This is a genomic window from Streptomyces griseofuscus (assembly GCF_014673495.1).
In the GTDB taxonomy this organism is placed as follows: Bacteria; Actinomycetota; Actinomycetes; order Streptomycetales; family Streptomycetaceae; genus Streptomyces; species Streptomyces murinus.
The window spans coordinates 1,205,609-1,222,621 of sequence record NZ_CP051006.1; the positions used below are offsets into that span (position 1 = coordinate 1,205,609).

Annotated in this window: 16 protein-coding genes and 1 tRNA gene; 13 read left to right on the forward strand and 4 right to left on the reverse strand. The window is 72.2% G+C overall.

The genetic code is table 11. The features are described 5' to 3' along the window. Positions 1 to 136: 136 nt before the first annotated feature. From HEP81_RS05280 to acs, 8 genes are all read left to right on the forward strand, one after another. On the forward strand, positions 137 to 1,225 hold the full coding sequence (locus HEP81_RS05280; protein ID WP_037663968.1) for an ABC transporter permease: 1,089 nt from the start codon (positions 137 to 139) through the stop codon (positions 1,223 to 1,225). After that, positions 1,222 to 1,914, forward strand: a complete 693-nt coding sequence (locus tag HEP81_RS05285; protein ID WP_037663966.1) for an ABC transporter ATP-binding protein — start codon at positions 1,222 to 1,224, stop codon at positions 1,912 to 1,914. Before HEP81_RS05280 ends, HEP81_RS05285 begins: the two co-directional genes overlap by 4 nt. Before the next feature lie 55 nt (positions 1,915 to 1,969). Next, complete coding sequence (locus tag HEP81_RS05290; RefSeq protein WP_051850739.1) at positions 1,970 to 3,172, forward strand: sensor histidine kinase; 1,203 nt, start codon at positions 1,970 to 1,972, stop codon at positions 3,170 to 3,172. Positions 3,173 to 3,211: 39 nt separating this feature from the next. Beyond that, positions 3,212 to 4,027, forward strand: coding sequence for a LytR/AlgR family response regulator transcription factor (locus HEP81_RS05295; RefSeq protein WP_037663964.1), 816 nt, complete (start codon positions 3,212 to 3,214; stop codon positions 4,025 to 4,027). Then, positions 4,020 to 4,394, forward strand: a complete 375-nt coding sequence (locus HEP81_RS05300) for a hypothetical protein (RefSeq protein ID WP_037663963.1) — start codon at positions 4,020 to 4,022, stop codon at positions 4,392 to 4,394. Before HEP81_RS05295 ends, HEP81_RS05300 begins: the two co-directional genes overlap by 8 nt. Positions 4,395 to 4,437: 43 nt before the next feature. Next, the gene (locus HEP81_RS05305; RefSeq protein WP_037663962.1) at positions 4,438 to 6,000 is read left to right on the forward strand and encodes a sodium/solute symporter; all 1,563 of its coding nucleotides are present in this window, start codon (positions 4,438 to 4,440) and stop codon (positions 5,998 to 6,000) included. A gap of 262 nt (positions 6,001 to 6,262) precedes the next feature. Then, the gene (locus HEP81_RS05310) at positions 6,263 to 6,892 is read left to right on the forward strand and encodes an acetate uptake transporter (protein ID WP_051850738.1); all 630 of its coding nucleotides are present in this window, start codon (positions 6,263 to 6,265) and stop codon (positions 6,890 to 6,892) included. A gap of 43 nt (positions 6,893 to 6,935) precedes the next feature. Beyond that, the gene (gene acs, locus HEP81_RS05315; protein WP_190275949.1) at positions 6,936 to 8,894 is read left to right on the forward strand and encodes an acetate--CoA ligase; all 1,959 of its coding nucleotides are present in this window, start codon (positions 6,936 to 6,938) and stop codon (positions 8,892 to 8,894) included. Positions 8,895 to 8,940: 46 nt separating this feature from the next. Here the strand turns inward: acs and HEP81_RS05320 are convergent, their stop codons facing one another. Next, on the reverse strand, positions 8,941 to 10,392 hold the full coding sequence (locus HEP81_RS05320; protein WP_037657322.1) for an amidase: 1,452 nt from the start codon (positions 10,390 to 10,392) through the stop codon (positions 8,941 to 8,943). A 155-nt stretch (positions 10,393 to 10,547) separates the two neighbouring features. On the opposite strand from HEP81_RS05320, the gene HEP81_RS05325 reads away from it, so the two are divergent. Continuing rightward, complete coding sequence (locus tag HEP81_RS05325) at positions 10,548 to 11,156, forward strand: TetR/AcrR family transcriptional regulator (protein ID WP_037657324.1); 609 nt, start codon at positions 10,548 to 10,550, stop codon at positions 11,154 to 11,156. A gap of 377 nt (positions 11,157 to 11,533) precedes the next feature. Then, positions 11,534 to 12,610 carry a response regulator gene (locus tag HEP81_RS05330; RefSeq protein ID WP_172636802.1) on the forward strand — a complete coding sequence of 359 codons (1,077 nt, stop codon included), beginning with the start codon at positions 11,534 to 11,536 and terminating at the stop codon, positions 12,608 to 12,610. A 161-nt stretch (positions 12,611 to 12,771) separates the two neighbouring features. Here HEP81_RS05330 and HEP81_RS05335 read toward each other — a convergent pair. Both HEP81_RS05335 and HEP81_RS05340 read right to left on the reverse strand, forming a co-directional pair. Next, positions 12,772 to 12,845, reverse strand: a tRNA-Pro gene (locus HEP81_RS05335). Positions 12,846 to 12,930: 85 nt separating this feature from the next. Then, complete coding sequence (locus HEP81_RS05340; RefSeq protein ID WP_037657326.1) at positions 12,931 to 13,467, reverse strand: hypothetical protein; 537 nt, start codon at positions 13,465 to 13,467, stop codon at positions 12,931 to 12,933. 180 nt (positions 13,468 to 13,647) lie between these two features. Between HEP81_RS05340 and HEP81_RS05345 the strand changes: the two genes are divergently transcribed. The 3 genes from HEP81_RS05345 to HEP81_RS05355 all read left to right on the forward strand — a co-directional run bounded on the left by HEP81_RS05345 (position 13,648) and on the right by HEP81_RS05355 (position 16,369). Next, positions 13,648 to 13,992 (forward strand): cupin domain-containing protein, encoded by a 345-nt coding sequence (locus HEP81_RS05345; protein WP_037657327.1) that lies wholly within the window; start codon positions 13,648 to 13,650, stop codon positions 13,990 to 13,992. 157 nt (positions 13,993 to 14,149) lie between these two features. Next, positions 14,150 to 15,298, forward strand: a complete 1,149-nt coding sequence (locus HEP81_RS05350; protein WP_037657328.1) for a Gfo/Idh/MocA family protein — start codon at positions 14,150 to 14,152, stop codon at positions 15,296 to 15,298. A 66-nt stretch (positions 15,299 to 15,364) separates the two neighbouring features. Then, positions 15,365 to 16,369: a Gfo/Idh/MocA family protein gene (locus HEP81_RS05355; RefSeq protein WP_037657329.1), complete on the forward strand. Its 1,005-nt coding sequence runs from the start codon at positions 15,365 to 15,367 to the stop codon at positions 16,367 to 16,369. Positions 16,370 to 16,393: 24 nt separating this feature from the next. Here HEP81_RS05355 and HEP81_RS05360 read toward each other — a convergent pair whose 3' ends face one another. Next, on the reverse strand, positions 16,394 to 16,588 hold the full coding sequence (locus HEP81_RS05360; protein ID WP_037657331.1) for a hypothetical protein: 195 nt from the start codon (positions 16,586 to 16,588) through the stop codon (positions 16,394 to 16,396). Positions 16,589 to 17,013: the final 425 nt, after the last annotated feature.

The window sequence follows — 17,013 nt, forward strand, 5'->3', positions numbered from 1 at the left end:
GCCTCTGTCGAAAGTTGGAGTCCGCCCGCCGCCTTCCGGCCCGTGAAGTGCCGTCCTGCGCCGGACGCGGACATGGGGGCGCGACGGCGACGGTGAGGGCCTACCGCTTTTCCCCGTCGGAAGGACAGCCGAGGCCGTGTTCGTCGCCTGGAGAGATCTGAGGTTCGCCAAGGGGCGCTTCGCCCTGATGGGAACCGTCGTCGTACTGATCACCCTGCTGGTCGGGCTGCTGTCCGGGCTCACGGCCGGGCTGGGCCGGCAGAACATCTCGGCGATCACGGGACTGCCCGCCACCGAGATCGCCTTCCGGTCCCCCGCCCGTGGCCAGGCTCTGTCGTACGCCGACTCCGCCGTCACCGACGCCCAGCGGCGGCAGTGGGCCGAGGCACCCGGGGTCGAGAGCGCCGAACCGCTCGGGATCAGCACCACCAAGGCCACCGCGGGGGACCGCAGTGCCGGGGTCTCCGTCTTCGGCGTCCGGCCCGGCTCCCGTCTCGCCCCGGACGGCGGGCGGCTCGACGACCGTACGGTGGTGCTCTCCACCGGCGCCGCCGACGGCCTCGGCGTGACTTCCGGCGGCTCCCTCACCCTCGCCGGGCAGCGGCTGACGGTCGCCGCGGTGCGGGGCGACGCCTTCTTCAGCCACACCCCGGTCGTCTGGACCAGCCTGGACGTCTGGCGCGGGACCGCGCCGCCCACCGGCGACGGGAAGCGCCCGGCCGCCACCGTCCTCGCCCTGACCACCTCCTCCGGGGCCGATATCGCGGCCGTCGACCGGCGGGCCGGCACCAGGACCGTCTCCCCCGCCGACTCGCTGTCCGCGATCGGCTCCTACACCTCCGAGAACGGCTCCCTCCAGCTGATGCGCGGCTTTCTGTTCGCCATCTCCGCCCTGGTCATCGGCGCCTTCTTCACCGTGTGGACCATTCAGCGCGGCGCCGATGTCGCCGTGCTGAAGGCTCTGGGCGCCTCCACCGCCTACCTCCTCGGGGACGCGCTCGGCCAGGCCGTCGTCCTGCTCGTCGGCGGCACCCTGCTCGGCACCGGCATCGCCGCCGCCCTGGGCGCCCTCGTCGTGGGCGGCGCCGTGCCCTTCGTCCTCTCCCCGGGCACCGTCCTGGTCCCGGCCGCGGTGACGGTCGTCCTCGGTGCCCTCGGGGCCGCGCTGTCCGTCCGCCGCATCACCTCCGTCGACCCGCTGACCGCCCTGGGGAGCGCCCGATGAGCCTGTGCCTGAACGACATCACCCTCACCTACCCCGACGGCGACACCCGGCTGACCGCCCTGGACCGGGTCACCCTGGAGGTGCCCACGGGCAGCCTGACCGCCGTGGTCGGCCCCTCCGGCTCCGGCAAGTCCAGCCTGCTGGCCGTCGCCGCCACCCTGATCACACCGGACACCGGCACCGTCACCGTCGACGGCATCCGCACCACCGGACTGAGCCGGGGCGAGCTGACCGAGCTGCGCCGGGGCCGGATCGGCATCGTCTTCCAGCAGCCCAATCTGCTGCCGTCCCTCACCGCCGCCGAACAGCTCCAGGTCATGGCCCATATCGACGGCCGCTCCCCCGCCCGGGCGCGCGCCCGGGTCCTGGCGCTGCTCGACGCGGTCGGCCTCGCCGACCAGGCCGGGCGCCGCCCGCACCAGCTCTCCGGCGGCCAGCGCCAGCGCGTCAACATCGCCCGTGCCCTGATGAACGACCCCACCGTCCTGCTGGTCGACGAACCCACCAGCGCCCTGGACCACGAGCGCGGCACCGCCGTCCTCGACCTGCTCACCCGGCTCACCCATGAACGGGACACCGCCACCGTCCTGGTCACCCACGACCGCACCCACCTCGCGGCCGCCGACCGGATCACCGAGGTACGGGACGGCAGGCTCGTGCCGGTGCCGATGCCAGGACCGGCGAGGTGAGCTGCCGTGTGAGACGGCTGTCTCGCCCGGCATCCGTAGGGCTACCTTGGCCGCCATGGCTGACATCTTCCGGCGGCCCGGTCGGCTGCGCCGGCACGCGGGCTTCGACGGGCGGGCCGGGCAGGCGGCCTTCGAGGCGCTGCATCGTGCCTCCCTCGCGGCACCGGCCTTGCGCGCCGGGCTGACCGAGACCTCGGCCGGTGCGGCCGCCCGGCATCTGCGCGAGCTGCTGGGCGCCCCGGGTCTCGCCGTCACCGACACCGAGCGGGTGCTGGCCTGGGACGGCGCAGGCAAGCACCATGGCGCGGGCGCGGCGGAGCTGGCGGCGGAGGTGCTGGCCGGCGGCGGGAGTGCCGTACTGAAGGCGGACCGGGTGTGGTGCGGGGACCTGCGCTGCGAGCTGCGCGAGGCGGTCGCGGTGCCGCTGGTGGTGGAGGACCGGGTCGAGGGCGCGCTGCTGGTCTACGCCCCGGGTGTGTCGGCGGGTCTGGTCCGGGCCGCGGGCGAGGTGGCGCGCTGGACCTCCGGGCAACTGGAACTCGCGGAGTCGCACCGCTCCCGTACCCGTCTGGTGGAGGCGGAACTGCGGGCGCTGCGCGCGCAGATATCGCCGCACTTCTCCTGCAACGCGCTGACCGCGATCGCCTCGCTGGTGCGTACCGATCCGCAGCGGGCCCGTGAACTGCTGCTGGATTTCGCCGACTTCACCCGCTACTCGTTCCGTCGGCACGGTGAATTCACCACGCTGGCCGAGGAGTTCCGATCGATCGGCCAGTATCTGGTGCTGGAGCAGGCGCGGTTCGGCGACCGGCTGTGCATCGATGTCCAGGCGGCCGTGGAAGTGCTGCCGGTGGCCGTGCCGTTCCTGTGTGTGCAGCCACTGGTCGAGAACGCGGTGCGGCACGGTTTCGAGGGCAGTACCGGGCCGGGGCGGATCACCGTACTCGCGTGGGACGTCGGCGCCGAGGCGCACATCACGGTGGAGGACGACGGGGCCGGTATGGACCCCGAGAAGCTGCGCCGCATCCTGGTCGCGGGCGGCACGTCCGCGCCGGGCGGCGGCGGTTCGGGTGGGGTGGGCCTCGGCAATGTCGACGCCAGGCTGCGCCGGGTGTACGGCGACGCGTACGGGCTGGTGGTCGAGACCGCGCCCGGCGCGGGCACCAAGGTACGGCTGCGGGTGCCCAAGTACCGTGCGGGGGTGACGGCACCGCCGGCCGGGAACCCCCGGGCGTGTGGCCAATCCCACACCACTTGAGAGATTGACCAACTATATGAGCAATGCTCATATTTGCACATGCTGCGCATCCTGGTGGTCGACGACGAGCCACACGCCCGCGACGAGCTGGTCTATCTGCTCGGACTGCATCAGGGCGTCGGCCCCGTCGAGTGCGCGGCGGACGGCCCCGCCGCCCTGCTGGCGCTGGACCGCGCCCTGGCCCACCGGCACCCGGTGGACGCGGTCTTCCTCGACATCCGGATGCCCGGCCTGGACGGACTTGAGGTGGCCCGGGTCCTGTCCCGCTTCGCCGAGCCGCCGCCGGTCGTGTTCGTCACCGCGTACGACGACTTCGCGGTGCCCGCCTTCGAGGTGCGCGCCCTGGACTACCTGCTCAAGCCCGTCCGCGCCGAGCGGCTCGCGGAGACCGTCCGGCGGATCGCCGAGCGGCGGACCCCGCCCCCCGCGCCCGGGGAACCGGCCCCCGCACCCCTGCCCGTACCACCCGCGCCCCCCGCGGAGCCGCCCGCCGACGACGAGACGATCCCCGTGGAGATATCCGGGGTGACCCGCTTCGTGCAGCGTTCCGAGGTACGGCATGTGGAGGCGTGCGGCGACTACGTGCGCCTGCATCTCGCGTCCGGGAGCTGTCTGCTGCGGGCCCCGCTGTCCAGCCTGGAGGAGCAGTGGCAGGACGCCGGATTCGTACGGGTGCACCGCCGCTATCTCGTCGCCACCGGCCATATCGAGGAACTGCTCGCCGACTCCGGGCGGTTGTCGGTGCGGGTGGCGGGCACCGTGCTCCCGGTCAGCCGCCGCAGCAGCCGCCGGCTCCGCGAACTGATGCTGCCCGCGTCCGGCCTCCCGCGCGGCGGACGGGCCGCCCATGGGTGACCCGTCCCGGCGCGTGAGCGTCAGCCACCCCCGCACCCGTGCCGCCCGGCCCGGACGGCGGGACGCGGCGGTGCGCGACGTACACGAGCAGACCCCGCTCGGCGAGGTGTACATGAAGGCGCTGATGCGCACCCAGCTGCGGCTGGGCCTGCTGGTCTGCGCCGCGGTCTGTCTGCCGCTGGCCGCCCTGCCGCTGCTGCTCGGGCGGGTACCGGTGCCGCACTGGGCGCGGTTGTGGGGCGCGGGCCTGCCCTGGCTGGTCCTGGGCCCGCCCGTCTACGCGCTGCTGGTGGCGGCCGGGATCTGCTACGTCCGCCGGGCCGAGCGCAACGAACGCGACTTCGACGAACACGTGCGCCGATCATGAACACCCGCCGAGAAGCCTGTCCGCCGTTCACGAACACCCGCCGATGAACGCGCCCGCGAACCTGACGGCCGTCCTCCTCGTCGTCGCCGTGACGGTGGGCGTCGGCGGCTACGGCCTGCGGTCCCGTTCCACCCCGGACTTCTACGTCGCCTCCCGTACCGTCTCACCGCTGCGCAACGCGGCCGCCGTGAGCGGCGAGTACGTCTCGGCCGCCTCCTACCTGGGCATCGCCGGGCTGCTGGCGACGTACGGCAGCACCATGCTCTGGTACGGCATCGGATACACGGCCGGCTATCTGGTGCTGCTCGTCCTGGTGGCCGCCCCGCTGCGCCGCTCGGGGGCCTACACCGTCTCCGACTTCGCCGAGGCGCGCCTCGGCTCGATGGCGGTACGGCGGACCGCCACCGTGTTCGTCGTACTCATCGGACTGCTCTACCAGGTGCCCCAACTGGTCGGCGCGGGGCTCGCGTTGCACACGGCGCTCGGCGCGCCCGCCTGGTCGGGGACCGTGCTGGTGGCCGTCGTGGTGCTGGTGAGCGTGATCACCGGCGGGATGCGCAGTGTCACGCTCGTGCAGTCCGTGCAGTACTGGCTGAAGCTGACCGCGCTCGCCGTCCCGGCGCTCGCGCTGCTGCTGGTCTGGCGCGGCGTCTGGCACCCGGCCGGCAGCCCCTCCCCCCTGCCCGTGGCGCACGCGGCGGGCGGGCACGACGGCGGGCAGGGGCTCTACGGCGTCTACTCGCTGATGGTGGCCCTCTTCCTCGGGACGATGGGCCTGCCGCATGTCACCGCCCGCTTCTACACCAACCCCGACGGCCGCGCGGCCCGCCGTACGACGGTGGGCGTCCTCGGCCTGCTCGGCGTCTTCTATGTGCTGCCCGAGGTGTACGGCGGTCTCGGCCGGCTCTACGCCCCGGGCCCGGCCGCGGCGGACCGGGCGGCGGACACCGAGGTACTGCTGCTGCCCGGACGCCTGGTGCCGGGCAGCACGGGCCAGTTGCTGACGGCGCTGGTGGTCGCGGGCGCCTTCGCCGCGTTCCTGTCGACCTGTTCGGGGCTGGCCCTGTCCGTGGCCGCCGTACTGTCGCAGGACCTGTTCGGCGGGGACGTACGGGGATTCCGCCGGGCCGCCGCGCCCGCCGTCCTGGTGCCCTGTGCGATCTCGCTGCTGCTGTCGGGGAGCGGTATGTCCGTCGCCCACGAGGTCGGCCTGATCTTCTCCGTCGCCGCCTCCACGTTCTGTCCACTATTGGTGCTGGGCATCTGGTGGCGGCGGCTGACCGCGGCCGGGGCCGTCGCCGGGATGCTGGTCGGCGGCGGGCTGTCCGCGGCGGCGCTGACCCTCACGCTGCTGGGGGTGGGCGGCACCGGCTGGGCGGGGGCCCTGCTCGCCGAGCCCGCGGCCTGGAGCGTGCCGGCCGCCTTCCTGACCATGGTGGGCGGCTCCCTGCTCACGCCCGGCCGGGTGCCCTCGGCGGCCTCCGTGATGCTGGCCCGGCTGCATCTGCCGGAGGCACTCGCGGCGGGCCCGGCCGACCGCTCGGCAGCGGACGGCGACCGTTCGTCCGCCGTCCCCGCCCGTTCGTCGCGCGACGGCCACCACTGATCGACAAGTCCCGTACGGGGGCTCCCCGGCGGGGCGGGTGTGCCGCACAGTAACCGACCAGAGAAAGGCACCGGCAAGGGACGGCCGGCCGCGCTTCCCGACCGGGAGCGGCAGCCGAACCCGCCCTGTCCGTCCGCGCACTCACGCCCGGACCAAAACCCGCAGCCCGACGCGTACCGCCCCCGCGGTTCGCCGTGTCTGCGTCCGCGCCGCCTCGCTCCCGGACCGCTGTCCGAACCCTCTTCTACCCAAGGACCGCACCATGAACGACACCCAGACGCCCGGCACCGACGAGCGGACCCCGGCGAGCCCCGCGGCCCCCACGCAGATCGCCGACCCCGGTCCCCTGGGCCTGGCGGCCTTCGCCCTCACCACCTTCGTGCTCTCCGTCTTCAACGCCGGTCTGATCAAGGACGGCGCGCTGGAGGCCGTGGTGCTGCCGCTCGCCCTCTGGTACGGCGGCATCGCCCAAGTGCTCGCCGGTATGTGGGAGTTCCGCAAGAACAACACCTTCGGCGCCGTGGCCTTCACCTCGTACGGCAGCTTCTGGCTCTCCTTCGCGGCCTACGTCCAGTTCGTCGCCCCGAAGCTCCCGGCGGCCCACGCCCACCAGGCCACCGGCCTGTTCCTGCTCGCCTGGGCCATCTTCACCCTCTACATGACGATCGTCGCCACCCGGATCAACGGTGTCCTGCTCGCCGTGTTCACGGTGCTGTCGCTGACCTTCGTGCTGCTCGCCGCCGGAGCACTCGGGCAGAGCACGGGCGTCTCGCACGCCGGCGGCTGGGCGGGTCTGCTCACCGCGGTGCTGGCCTGGTACGGCTCGTTCGCCGGCGTGGCCAACGCCACCTGGAAGGACAAGTCCCTGCCGACCTGGCCGCTCGCGGGCTGAGTCCGCCACCGCCGCCCACCCGCTCGACGACGACGGAGTCCTGATGAGTGACATGAGCCTGGCCAACCTGCTGAAGGAAGAACGCAGGTTCGCGCCCCCCGCCGACCTGGCCGCACACGCCAACGTCACGGCGGAGGCGTATGAGCAGGCCAGGGCTGACCGGCTCGGCTTCTGGGCCGCGCAGGCCCGCCGGCTGACCTGGGCCACAGAGCCGACCGAGACGCTGGACTGGTCGAACCCCCCCTTCGCGAAATGGTTCAAGGACGGCACCCTCAACGTCGCCCACAACTGCGTCGACCGGCACGTCGAGGCCGGCCACGGCGACCGGGTCGCCATCCACTTCGAGGGCGAGCCCGGCGACAGCCGCGCCATCACCTACGCCGAACTCAAGGACGAGGTCTCCCGCGCCGCGAACGCCCTCCTCCACCTCGGCGTCCGCAAGGGCGACCGCGTCGCCGTCTACATGCCGATGATCCCCGAGACCGCCATCGCCATGCTGGCCTGCGCCCGCATCGGCGCCGCCCACTCCGTCGTCTTCGGCGGCTTCTCCTCCGACGCACTCGCCACCCGCATCAAGGACGCCGACGCCAAGGTCGTCATCACCTCCGACGGCGGCTACCGCCGCGGCAAGCCCTCCGCCCTCAAACCCGCCGTCGACGAAGCCGTCGAAAAAGCCGGCAACGTCGAACACGTCCTCGTCGTACGCCGCACCGGCCAGGACGTCGCCTTCGACGACACCCGCGACATCTGGTGGCACGACCTCCTCGCCGCCCAGCCCACCGAACACACCCCCGAGGCGTTCGACGCCGAACACCCCCTGTTCATCCTCTACACCTCCGGCACCACCGGAAAACCCAAGGGCATCCTGCACACCTCCGGCGGCTACCTCACCCAGGCCGCCTACACCCACTGGGCCGTCTTCGACCTCAAACCCGAGACCGACGTCTTCTGGTGCACCGCCGACGTCGGCTGGGTCACCGGCCACTCCTACATCGTCTACGGCCCCCTCGCCAACGGCGCCACCCAGGTCATGTACGAGGGCACCCCCGACACCCCCCACCAGGGCCGCTTCTGGGAGATCATCCAGAAATACAAGGTCTCCCTCCTCTACACCGCCCCCACCGCCATCCGCACCTTCATGAAGTGGGGAGACGACATCCCCGCCAAGTACGACCTCTCCAGCCTGCGCATCCTCGGCTCGGTCGGCGAACCCATCAACCCCGAAGCCTGGATCTGGTACCGCAAACACATCGGCGCCGACCACACCCCCGTCGTCGACACCTGGTGGCAGACCGAGACCGGCGCCATGATGATCTCCCCCCTGCCCGGCGTCACCGAGGCCAAGCCCGGCTCCGCACAACGCCCCCTGCCCGGCATCAGCGCCACCGTCGTCGACGACGAGGCCCACGAGGTCCCCGACGGCGGCGGCGGCTACCTCGTCCTCACCGAACCCTGGCCCTCCATGCTCCGCACCATCTGGGGCGACGACCAGCGCTTCAAGGACACCTACTGGTCCCGCTTCGAAGGCAAGTACTTCGCCGGCGACGGCGCCAAGAAGGACGACGACGGCGACATCTGGCTCCTGGGCCGCGTCGACGACGTCATGCTCGTCTCCGGCCACAACATCTCCACCACCGAGGTCGAATCCGCCCTCGTCTCCCACCCCGCCGTCGCCGAGGCAGCCGTCGTCGGAGCCACCGACGAGACCACCGGCCAGGCCATCGTCGCCTTCGTCATCCTGCGCGGCACCGCCTCCGCCGACGACGAAACCCTCACCGGCACACTCCGCGACCACGTCGGCGCCACCCTCGGCCCCATCGCCAAACCCAAACGAATCCTCCCCGTCGCCGAACTCCCCAAGACCCGCTCCGGCAAAATCATGCGCCGCCTCCTGCGCGACGTCGCCGAGAACCGCCAACTCGGAGACGTCACCACCCTCACCGACTCCACCGTCATGGACCTCATCCAGTCCAAACTCCCCGCCACCCCCAGCGAGGACTGACCGGGACCGAGTTCGAACCACGGAGCGTCCCCGCCCGCCCGCGCGGTCAGGCGTCCTGGCGATTCCCCGCCCACACGGCGGGGATCCGCCGCGCCCAGGGAGCGGCCTCTTCCAACTGTCCGGCGAGGCGGAAGAGGACGTCCTCGCGGCCGTAACCCGCGGCGAACTGGATGCCGATGGGGAGCCCGGTGGCCAGGTCCGTCTCCAGGGGGACGGACATGGCCGGGGTGCCCGCGATGTTGAACGCGGCGGTGAAGGGCGAGCGGTGGAAGACCTGTTCGAGCCAGCCGAGCCCGTCGACGCCCTCGGCATCCTCGGCGTACGTGCCCAGGGGGACCGGCAGTTCGGGCAGGGCCGGGGTGAGCAGCAGGTCGTACTCCGTGAAGTACCGGCCGATCGCGCGCGCGACGCTGTTGCGCATCGCGAGCGCGTCGACGAACTCGGCGCCGCTGACCCGCCGTCCGTAGACATAACTGGCGAGCGTCTCGGGTTCGAGGGTGGTGAGGTCGACGGGCCGCTCGAAGGCGGTGGCGAAGCCGTCGATCCAGGTCACCAGATTGGTGCTCCACAGACGGGCGTTGGCCTGGACGAACTCCTCCCAGCCGATGCCCAGTTCGACCTGGACCTCCGCCACCCGATGCCCCAGGGACTCGGCGAGTCGCGCCGAGCGGAGTACGGCGTCGAGGACGGTTCCCTCGACGGCCCGGCCGCCCCAGGGCCGGGTGAGGAGACCGATCCGCAGGCTGCCCGGGGAACGGGTGATCTCCCGCGTGTACGGCCGCTCGGGCCGCGGGGCGGCGTAGGGGTCGCCGGCCTCGGGGCCATGGACGAGGTCCAGCAGCGCGGCGCTGTCGCGTACCGAGCGGCTCAGGAAGCCATGCACGGCGAGCCCGTTGAAGACCTCGTCCGTGTCCGGCCCCATGGAGATCCGGCCACGGGTCGGCTTCAGCCCGAACAGACCGTTCGCGGCGGCGGGGACCCGGACGGAACCCGCCGCGTCGGTGGCATGCGCGATCGGGACGACGCCCGCGGCGACCGCCGCTCCCGAGCCGCCGCTGGAGCCGCCGGGGCTGCGGGTGGGGTCCCAGGGGTTACGGGTGGCGCCGTACAGGACTCCTTCCGTGGTGGTGCTGTACGCGAACTCCGGGGTCGCCGTGCGTCCGAGCGTCACCAGCCCGGCGCGCCGCAGGCGCGCCATGAGCGATGAGTCGGCCCCGGCGACGTTCCCGGCGGCGATACGACTGCCCAGTTCCACCCGCTTGCCGGCCATCGCGACGGCGAGATCCTTGATCAGGAACGGCACGCCGGCCAGCGGCGTACTGCCCGCGGCCGGTATGTCCTGTGCGGGCCAGGTCTCCACGACCGCGTTGAGCCGCGGATTCACCGCGTCGGACGCCGCCTGGGCGGTCGCGGCGAGTTCCGCGGCGGTCACCTGGCCGCGAGCCACCAGGTCGGCCAGGCCGACGCCGTCGTAGCGCACGTACTCGGAGAGCTTCATGTTCGCCCCTTCAGGAGAAACGGAGGATCGAAGAATCGATACCGATCAGTCCCGCACGATACCGAGCGGTATCGTGCGGGACTGATCGGTACCGTAGCATTGGGCCGGAGCGGCGCAACGCTCCACCGGAACCGACGAGGGGCCGTACGACGGACATGGACAGAGCCGGCAGGCAGAGCAGGGTGGCCAAGCTGCCCCCGCGGGAGCGGATCCTCGACGCGGCGGAGGAGCTCTTCTCCCGCGAGGGGATCAAGGCGGTGGGCGTCCAGGCGATCGCCGACCGCGCCGAGACCACCAAGATGGCGCTGTACCGGCACTTCGCGACCAAGGACGCGCTGGTCGAGGAGTGGCTTCGCATCGTCGCGGCCGACTACACCGCCGTGTTCGACCGGCTGGCGGACACGCACCCCGACGAGCCACGGGAGCAGATCCTGGGGATCGCCCGGTTCATCGCCGACGGACTCCCCGAGATCTCCCACCGGGGATGCCCGTTCATCAACTCCATCGCGGAACTGCCGGACCGCGCCCACCCGGCACGCCGGCTGATCGAGAGCCACAAGGCCGGCCAGCTGCACCGGCTCACCGACCTGTGCGCCCGGGCCGGGCTGCCCGATCCGGACGAGGCGGCGGCGGAGATCACGTTCATCCTCGAAGGGGCCCAGGTGAGCGCCCAGAACGGAAGCGTCGAGCACGCGGGCGAACGGCTCATGCGGATCGTCGAGGCGGCCCTGGACCGCCGCTCGACCCCCACGACGGCCGCGTGAACGGTCGCGGGCGCGGGATGCGACGACACCCGGACCGCCTCCTGTTGACGACGTCTCGGACCTTGCGGCTGTTGCGGGCGTTGCCGGTGTTGTCGACCTTCGAGAGCGTTGCGGAGCAACACTGCGACAACGGTCGACATGCCAATGCCCCTGACCTGCCGTGAACTTCACAGCGACCGGCGACAACGCCCGCGCAACAGGCTCCCGTTGGAGCCCGCCGCTGAATCGCGGGCCGCAACGCCTCCGGCTTCCTCCATCCTGGTTCGGACGAATGGAGGACTTGATGGATCCGGACCCCCTGCTACCGCCGAGACCGACCGCGACGCTTCTGCCCGCCGGTGCGGCGAGAAGCGGGATGACGGCCACGGGGGCGCGCCATGGGTGAGTTACGGCCTCTGGGAGACGACCTCAACGCGGCTTCCCGGGCGCTGGCCGAGGCGCTGCGCGAGCTGTTCGAGAGCCTTCACGTGTCCGTCCGCCGGTACGCGGCCCGGCGCGGACTCGACCCCGGCACGGTCTCCCGCTACCTGAACGGCACCCGGCTGCCCCCCTGGGGGGTGATCAACGATCTCTTCACCGATGTCGCCGAGCATCGTGGCACCGCCGTCACCACCGAGGCCATCGAGCTGGTACGGGGCCTGTACGGATCGGCCGTGGACGCCGCCTCCTCGCCCAAGCACGCGGTGGAGATCCTGGAGCAGCAACTGGCCGACGCCGACCATGTCTCCCGGCGCTCCAGCGTCCGCGGCGACGTCCTCGGCGACGCGCTGCTGGACCGGACCCAGCGCATCGCCGACCTGGAGACACGGCTCAATCAGCTGGAGGCCGACCGCATCGCGGAGCGGAAACGGGCGGACGAGCTCGCGGAGGCGCATCCGGATGTGTACGGCCTCATCCAGGAACGCGACGAGCTCCAGCTGGAGGTCGAACGGCTAGGAGCGGCCCTCCAGGAGGCGCAGGCCCAGCGCGCGGCGGCGGAAGGCCGCTGCGAGCTGCTCGAACGCCAGCTGGAGGCGGTCGAACAGTCCGCCCCTGCCCCGCTGCCCGCGGGGCGTCAGAACATGCCCAAGATCCTCGTCGTCGACGATCAGCCGGACAACCTGCTGGCGATGACCGCGGTGCTGGCGACGCTCGAACAGGAACTCGTCACCGTCTCCTCAGGCCGGGAAGCCCTCAAGGCCCTCCTCGACCACGACGACTTCGCCGTCATCATCATGGACGTCCAGATGCCGGAGATGGACGGCTACGAGACCTGCGCCCACATCAAGCGCCGCTCGAGAACCCGGGACATCCCCATCATCTTCCTGACCGCGATGGGCCTCGGCTCCGAACACTCCGCACGCGGCTACGCGGCCGGCGCCGTCGACTACATCAGCAAGCCCTTCGACCCCTGGGCCCTGCGCGCCAAGGTCGCCGTGTTCACGTCCATCCACTTGGAGCGACACGGCCGGTAGACCTCGCGCCGGCGCAGGTCCCGGCACATGCTCGGGGGCCGGTCTCGGATACCTCCGTCGGAATACCGGGCGCGCCTCAGCATGCTCACCTGGTCCCCAAAAACGATCAGGGGCGGTCCCGGATTTCTCCGAAACCGCCCCTGATCTGCGACTCTCTTGAGTCGGGACGACAGGATTTGAACCTGCGACCCCTTGACCCCCAGTCAAGTGCGCTACCAAGCTGCGCCACGTCCCGTTGCGACCTCACGCGGTGTTTCGCGTGATCACGCAGGTCAACACTACCGTATGCGCGCGGGTGCCCGCTGACATCGAGGGTGGGGTCACTTGATGAGGGCGTTGGCGACGACGACGATCAGGCCGAGGAGGGCGTCGCCGAGGCCCATCAGGACGGCGGCGGGCCAGGGGCGGGCGGCCTGGCGGGCGGTGGTCAGGCCGAGGGTGAAGAGGATCACGATGTTCAGGGTGAAGGCGGGGTATTCGACGCCCTTGGCCGGCCACCACCCCCAGCCCGCGCCCGCCAGCAGAAAGACCGTCGGCACCACGGCCGCGACCAGCGGCCACTCGTTGCGCAGGGCGCGCAGGCCGTCCCAGCGGCGGTGCGGGGTGCGCTCGGCGATGTAGTGGGCGTAGCCGTGGGCCAGGGCGGAGGCGAGGGCGGTCACCAGCAGCCAGAGGGCGTCGTAGCGGCGGGTCGCGGGCGTGCTGGCGCCGTAGCGGGTGAGGGCGGCGACCATCGAGCTGGCGAGGACGGAGCCGTAGACCCCGCCGAAGAGGAGCGCCTCGCGGGTGCTGTGCCCGCCGGGGCGCGGCCCGTCCTCCACATGCCCGTGGGCGTCCGCCGCGGTCGAGTCGGCCATGTCTTCCACGATCACCCTCGGCCCGGGCACCCGCCAGTCCGCCCGGCCCGCGTCCTGACCAGCCCGCGTGACCCGCGCGCCCCCAGCCCGCGCGGCCCGACGAAGTGTCCTCCGACCAGGCCCGATGCCGCACACTCTGTCGACGGCGGCCGGGGTACGGGCCCCGTTAGGGTCGGGCCCATGACGCACAGCTTCGCGCTCCACATCCCCGACGCCGATCTCGAACCCGACCCCCTCGATCCCGGACAGATCGTCTCCGGGAACCCCGAGGTCACCGGAAAGGTGGTCTGGGAGTCGGCGGACGGCCGGCAGATCCGCGGAATCTGGCAGATCACCCCCGGTGTGGTCACCGACACCGAGGCCGACGAGCTGTTCGTGGTGATCAGCGGCTCCGCCACGATCGACGTCGAGGACGGTCCGACACTGCGGGTCGGACCGGGTGACATGGCGGTGCTGCGCGCGGGCGACCGTACGACGTGGACCGTGCACGAGACGCTCCGCAAGGCGTACGCCATCAACCTGTAGGGGCACCCCTGACACCGCTGCAGGTGGCACCCCCGGGACCGGCGATTTCGACGCCCCGCCCCGTTCGGGGCGTTGACAGCGCCACCATGTCAGGACAAAGGTGGCCGGGCGGGAAGGTGGACCGGTCCCGCGGTGCTGACGCGGAGAGGCGGGCAGGGTGGAGGATCTGGGTGTCGCCGTCGTCGGGTTCGGCTGGATGGGCCGGGTGCACACCCGGGCGTACGCCCGTCTCCCCCACCACTACCCCCGGCTCCCGCTGCGGCCACGGCTGATCGCGGTCGCCGACGAGGTGCCGGGCCGGGCCGAGGAGGCCGCCGGGCAGTTCGGTTTCGCCACCGCGACCCGCGACTGGCGGGAGGTGGCCGCCGATCCCCAGGTGCGGGCGGTCAGCGTCACCGCGCCGAACTTCCTGCACCGCCGGATCGGGGTGGCGATGGCCGAGGCGGGCAAGCATCTGTGGATCGAGAAGCCGGTGGGCCTGTCCGCCGGGGACGCCCGTGCGGTCGCGGACGCCGTCGCACGGGCCGGGGTGCAGGGCACGGTCGGCTTCAACTACCGCAACGCGCCCGCCGTGGAGAAGGCCCGCGAGCTGATCGCGGCGGGCGGGATCGGCACCGTCACCCATGTGCGCATCCGGCTGTTCAGCGACTACGCCGCCCACCCCGACTCCGCCCTGACCTGGCGCTACGAACGGGAGCGCGGCGGCAGCGGGGTGCTCGGCGATCTGGCCTCGCACGGCGCCGACCTGGCCCGTTTCCTGCTCGGTGACATCACCGCGCTCACCGCCGACACCGCGGTCTTCGTCCCCGAGCGCGCCCGCCCGACCGGTGCCACCGCCGGTCACACCCGCACCGGCGGCGGTGAGCGCGGCCCCGTGGAGAACGAGGACTACGTCAGCTGCCTGCTGCGCTTCGCCTCCGGTGCCCGGGGTGTCCTGGAGGCCTGCCGGGTCTCGGTCGGCGAGCAGAACTCCTACGGCTTCGAGGTGCACGGCACGAGCGGCGCGGTGTTCTGGGACTTCCGGCGGATGAACGAACTCGCGGTCAGCCGGGGCACATCCTTCCAGGACCAGCCGGTGAGCACCGTCTATGTCGGCCCGGGCGACGGTGAGTTCGCCGCGTTCCAGCCGGGTGCGGGCAACGCGATGGGCTACGACGATCTGAAGGTGATCGAGGCCCACCGGTTCCTGCGCTCCATCGCCGAGGGCACACCGTACGGCGCGACCCTCGCGGACGCGGCGCGCGGCGCGGTCGTCCTGGACGCGATGGCCGAGTCCGCCGTCAGCGGCAAGTGGATTGATTTGTAGGCGGGTTGACCAACGCCCTTGGCGTCTCGCCCCTTTCGTTCGAACTCCTGAGGAGCGGCAACACCCATGCGTATCGGAATCCTCGGCCTCGGCCGCATCGGTGCCTTCCACGCCGAGACCCTCTTCGGGCTCGACGCCGTCGAATCGCTCGTGTTCGCCGATCCGTTCGCGGACGCCGCGAAGGCCGCCGCCGAGCGGTTCGGGGCACAGGTCGCGGATTCGCCGGGGGCGCTGTTGGCCACGGGGGTGGACGCCCTGGTCGTGGCGGCGGCCACGGACGCCCATCCCGCGCTGATCCGGGCCGGGGTGGCGGCGGGTGTACCGGTCTTCTGCGAGAAGCCGGTGGCCCGCACGATGGCGGAGGGCGTGGCGGTGCGCGACAGCGTGCGCGACAGCGGGGTGCCGATCCAGATCGGCTACAACCGCCGCTTCGACGCGGGCTTCGCCGCCGCGCGCGCCGCCGTACGCTCGGGCGAGTTGGGGGCGCTGCACACCGTGCGCTGTACGACGCTGGATCCGGCGCCGCCGCCGGCCGCGTACGTCGCCGCATCCGGTGGCATCTTCCGGGACTGCTCGGTGCACGACTTCGACATCATCCGGTGGGTGACGGGGCGCGAGGTCGCCGAGGTGTACGCGGTCGGCGGCAACCGGGGCGCCGACCACATCGCGCGGGCCGGTGACGCCGACACCACGGGCGCGGTCCTGACCCTGGACGACGGCACGATCGCCATGGTCTCCAACTCCCGCCACAACGGCCGGGGTTACGACGTGCGCATGGAGCTGCACGGCTTCGCCGACGCCATCGCCGTGGGCCTGGACGACCGGCTGCCGCTGCGCTCGGTCGAGCCCGGGACCGGCTTCCCGTCCGCCACCCCGCACGGCTTCTTCATGGACCGGTTCGCGGCCGCCTACCGCGCCGAACTCACCGCCTTCACCGAGGTGGTGGCCGGCACCAGGCCGTCCCCGTGCACCATCGAGGACGCCCTGGAGGCGGGCTGGATCGCGGAGGCCTGCACGCTCTCCCGCGCCGAACACCGTCCGGTGTCGCTCGCTCAGGTGCGGCAGGCCTGACGGGCGCGGTACCGGGGGCCTTGGTCAGCCGCAGTACCGCACCAGCCACTCGTCCGCGTGATACCGGTCGCGGGCCGGGTCCGGCAGCGTCGCCGGGCTGGTCTCGACCGTGTCCTCGGGACGGATCCGCTCGGGCAGGGTGCCGAAGCGTTCCCGGCGCTGGGCCGCTGCCTCGGCGGTGTCCTGTGCCGTCTTCCGGGGTTCCGTACGGTGTGTCATCCTCGTCCTCCCGTCTGCGCGGGCGCCCCCGTTCACCTCAACAACGCCCACGTGCCCCCGGTTGGTTCCCGGCCGTGCCTGGCGCGAATCCGTCAGGGTTATGGAGGAACGACGCCCCCGGTGGCGTCAGGGCCGACAATGCCGGACCAACTCGGCGAGAACACGCTTCGGGTCGTACAGCGTGCACGCGCCCTCGGCGACGACGCGACGGGTGCCGGGGTCGACGGGATCGGTCCGCGAGGTGCCCCACCCCGGACCGCCGATGCCGAACTCGGCCTCCGGGCCCGGGACCAGGGTGTATCGCCGCTCGGTGATGGGTCCCAGGCACGGGTGCGGACCAGTCGGCCCAGGCCGAGTTCACCGGCCCAGCCGGTCCAAGTGCCCCCGGATCCAGCGGCGTCGGGCTCATCGGTGCCGGACTCATC

Coding starts and splice junctions, on each gene's coding strand:
- HEP81_RS05340 (WP_037657326.1), bottom strand. CDS start 13,467: ATGGCCGACTCGACCGCGGCGGACGCCCACGGGCATGTGGAGGACGGG.
- HEP81_RS05330 (WP_172636802.1), top strand. CDS start 11,534: ATGGGTGAGTTACGGCCTCTGGGAGACGACCTCAACGCGGCTTCCCGG.
- HEP81_RS05300 (WP_037663963.1), top strand. CDS start 4,020: ATGGGTGACCCGTCCCGGCGCGTGAGCGTCAGCCACCCCCGCACCCGT.
- HEP81_RS05355 (WP_037657329.1), top strand. CDS start 15,365: ATGCGTATCGGAATCCTCGGCCTCGGCCGCATCGGTGCCTTCCACGCC.
- HEP81_RS05310 (WP_051850738.1), top strand. CDS start 6,263: ATGAACGACACCCAGACGCCCGGCACCGACGAGCGGACCCCGGCGAGC.
- HEP81_RS05285 (WP_037663966.1), top strand. CDS start 1,222: ATGAGCCTGTGCCTGAACGACATCACCCTCACCTACCCCGACGGCGAC.
- HEP81_RS05320 (WP_037657322.1), bottom strand. CDS start 10,392: ATGAAGCTCTCCGAGTACGTGCGCTACGACGGCGTCGGCCTGGCCGAC.
- HEP81_RS05295 (WP_037663964.1), top strand. CDS start 3,212: ATGCTGCGCATCCTGGTGGTCGACGACGAGCCACACGCCCGCGACGAG.
- HEP81_RS05345 (WP_037657327.1), top strand. CDS start 13,648: ATGACGCACAGCTTCGCGCTCCACATCCCCGACGCCGATCTCGAACCC.
- HEP81_RS05305 (WP_037663962.1), top strand. CDS start 4,438: ATGAACGCGCCCGCGAACCTGACGGCCGTCCTCCTCGTCGTCGCCGTG.
- HEP81_RS05325 (WP_037657324.1), top strand. CDS start 10,548: ATGGACAGAGCCGGCAGGCAGAGCAGGGTGGCCAAGCTGCCCCCGCGG.
- HEP81_RS05360 (WP_037657331.1), bottom strand. CDS start 16,588: ATGACACACCGTACGGAACCCCGGAAGACGGCACAGGACACCGCCGAG.
- acs (WP_190275949.1), top strand. CDS start 6,936: ATGAGTGACATGAGCCTGGCCAACCTGCTGAAGGAAGAACGCAGGTTC.
- HEP81_RS05290 (WP_051850739.1), top strand. CDS start 1,970: ATGGCTGACATCTTCCGGCGGCCCGGTCGGCTGCGCCGGCACGCGGGC.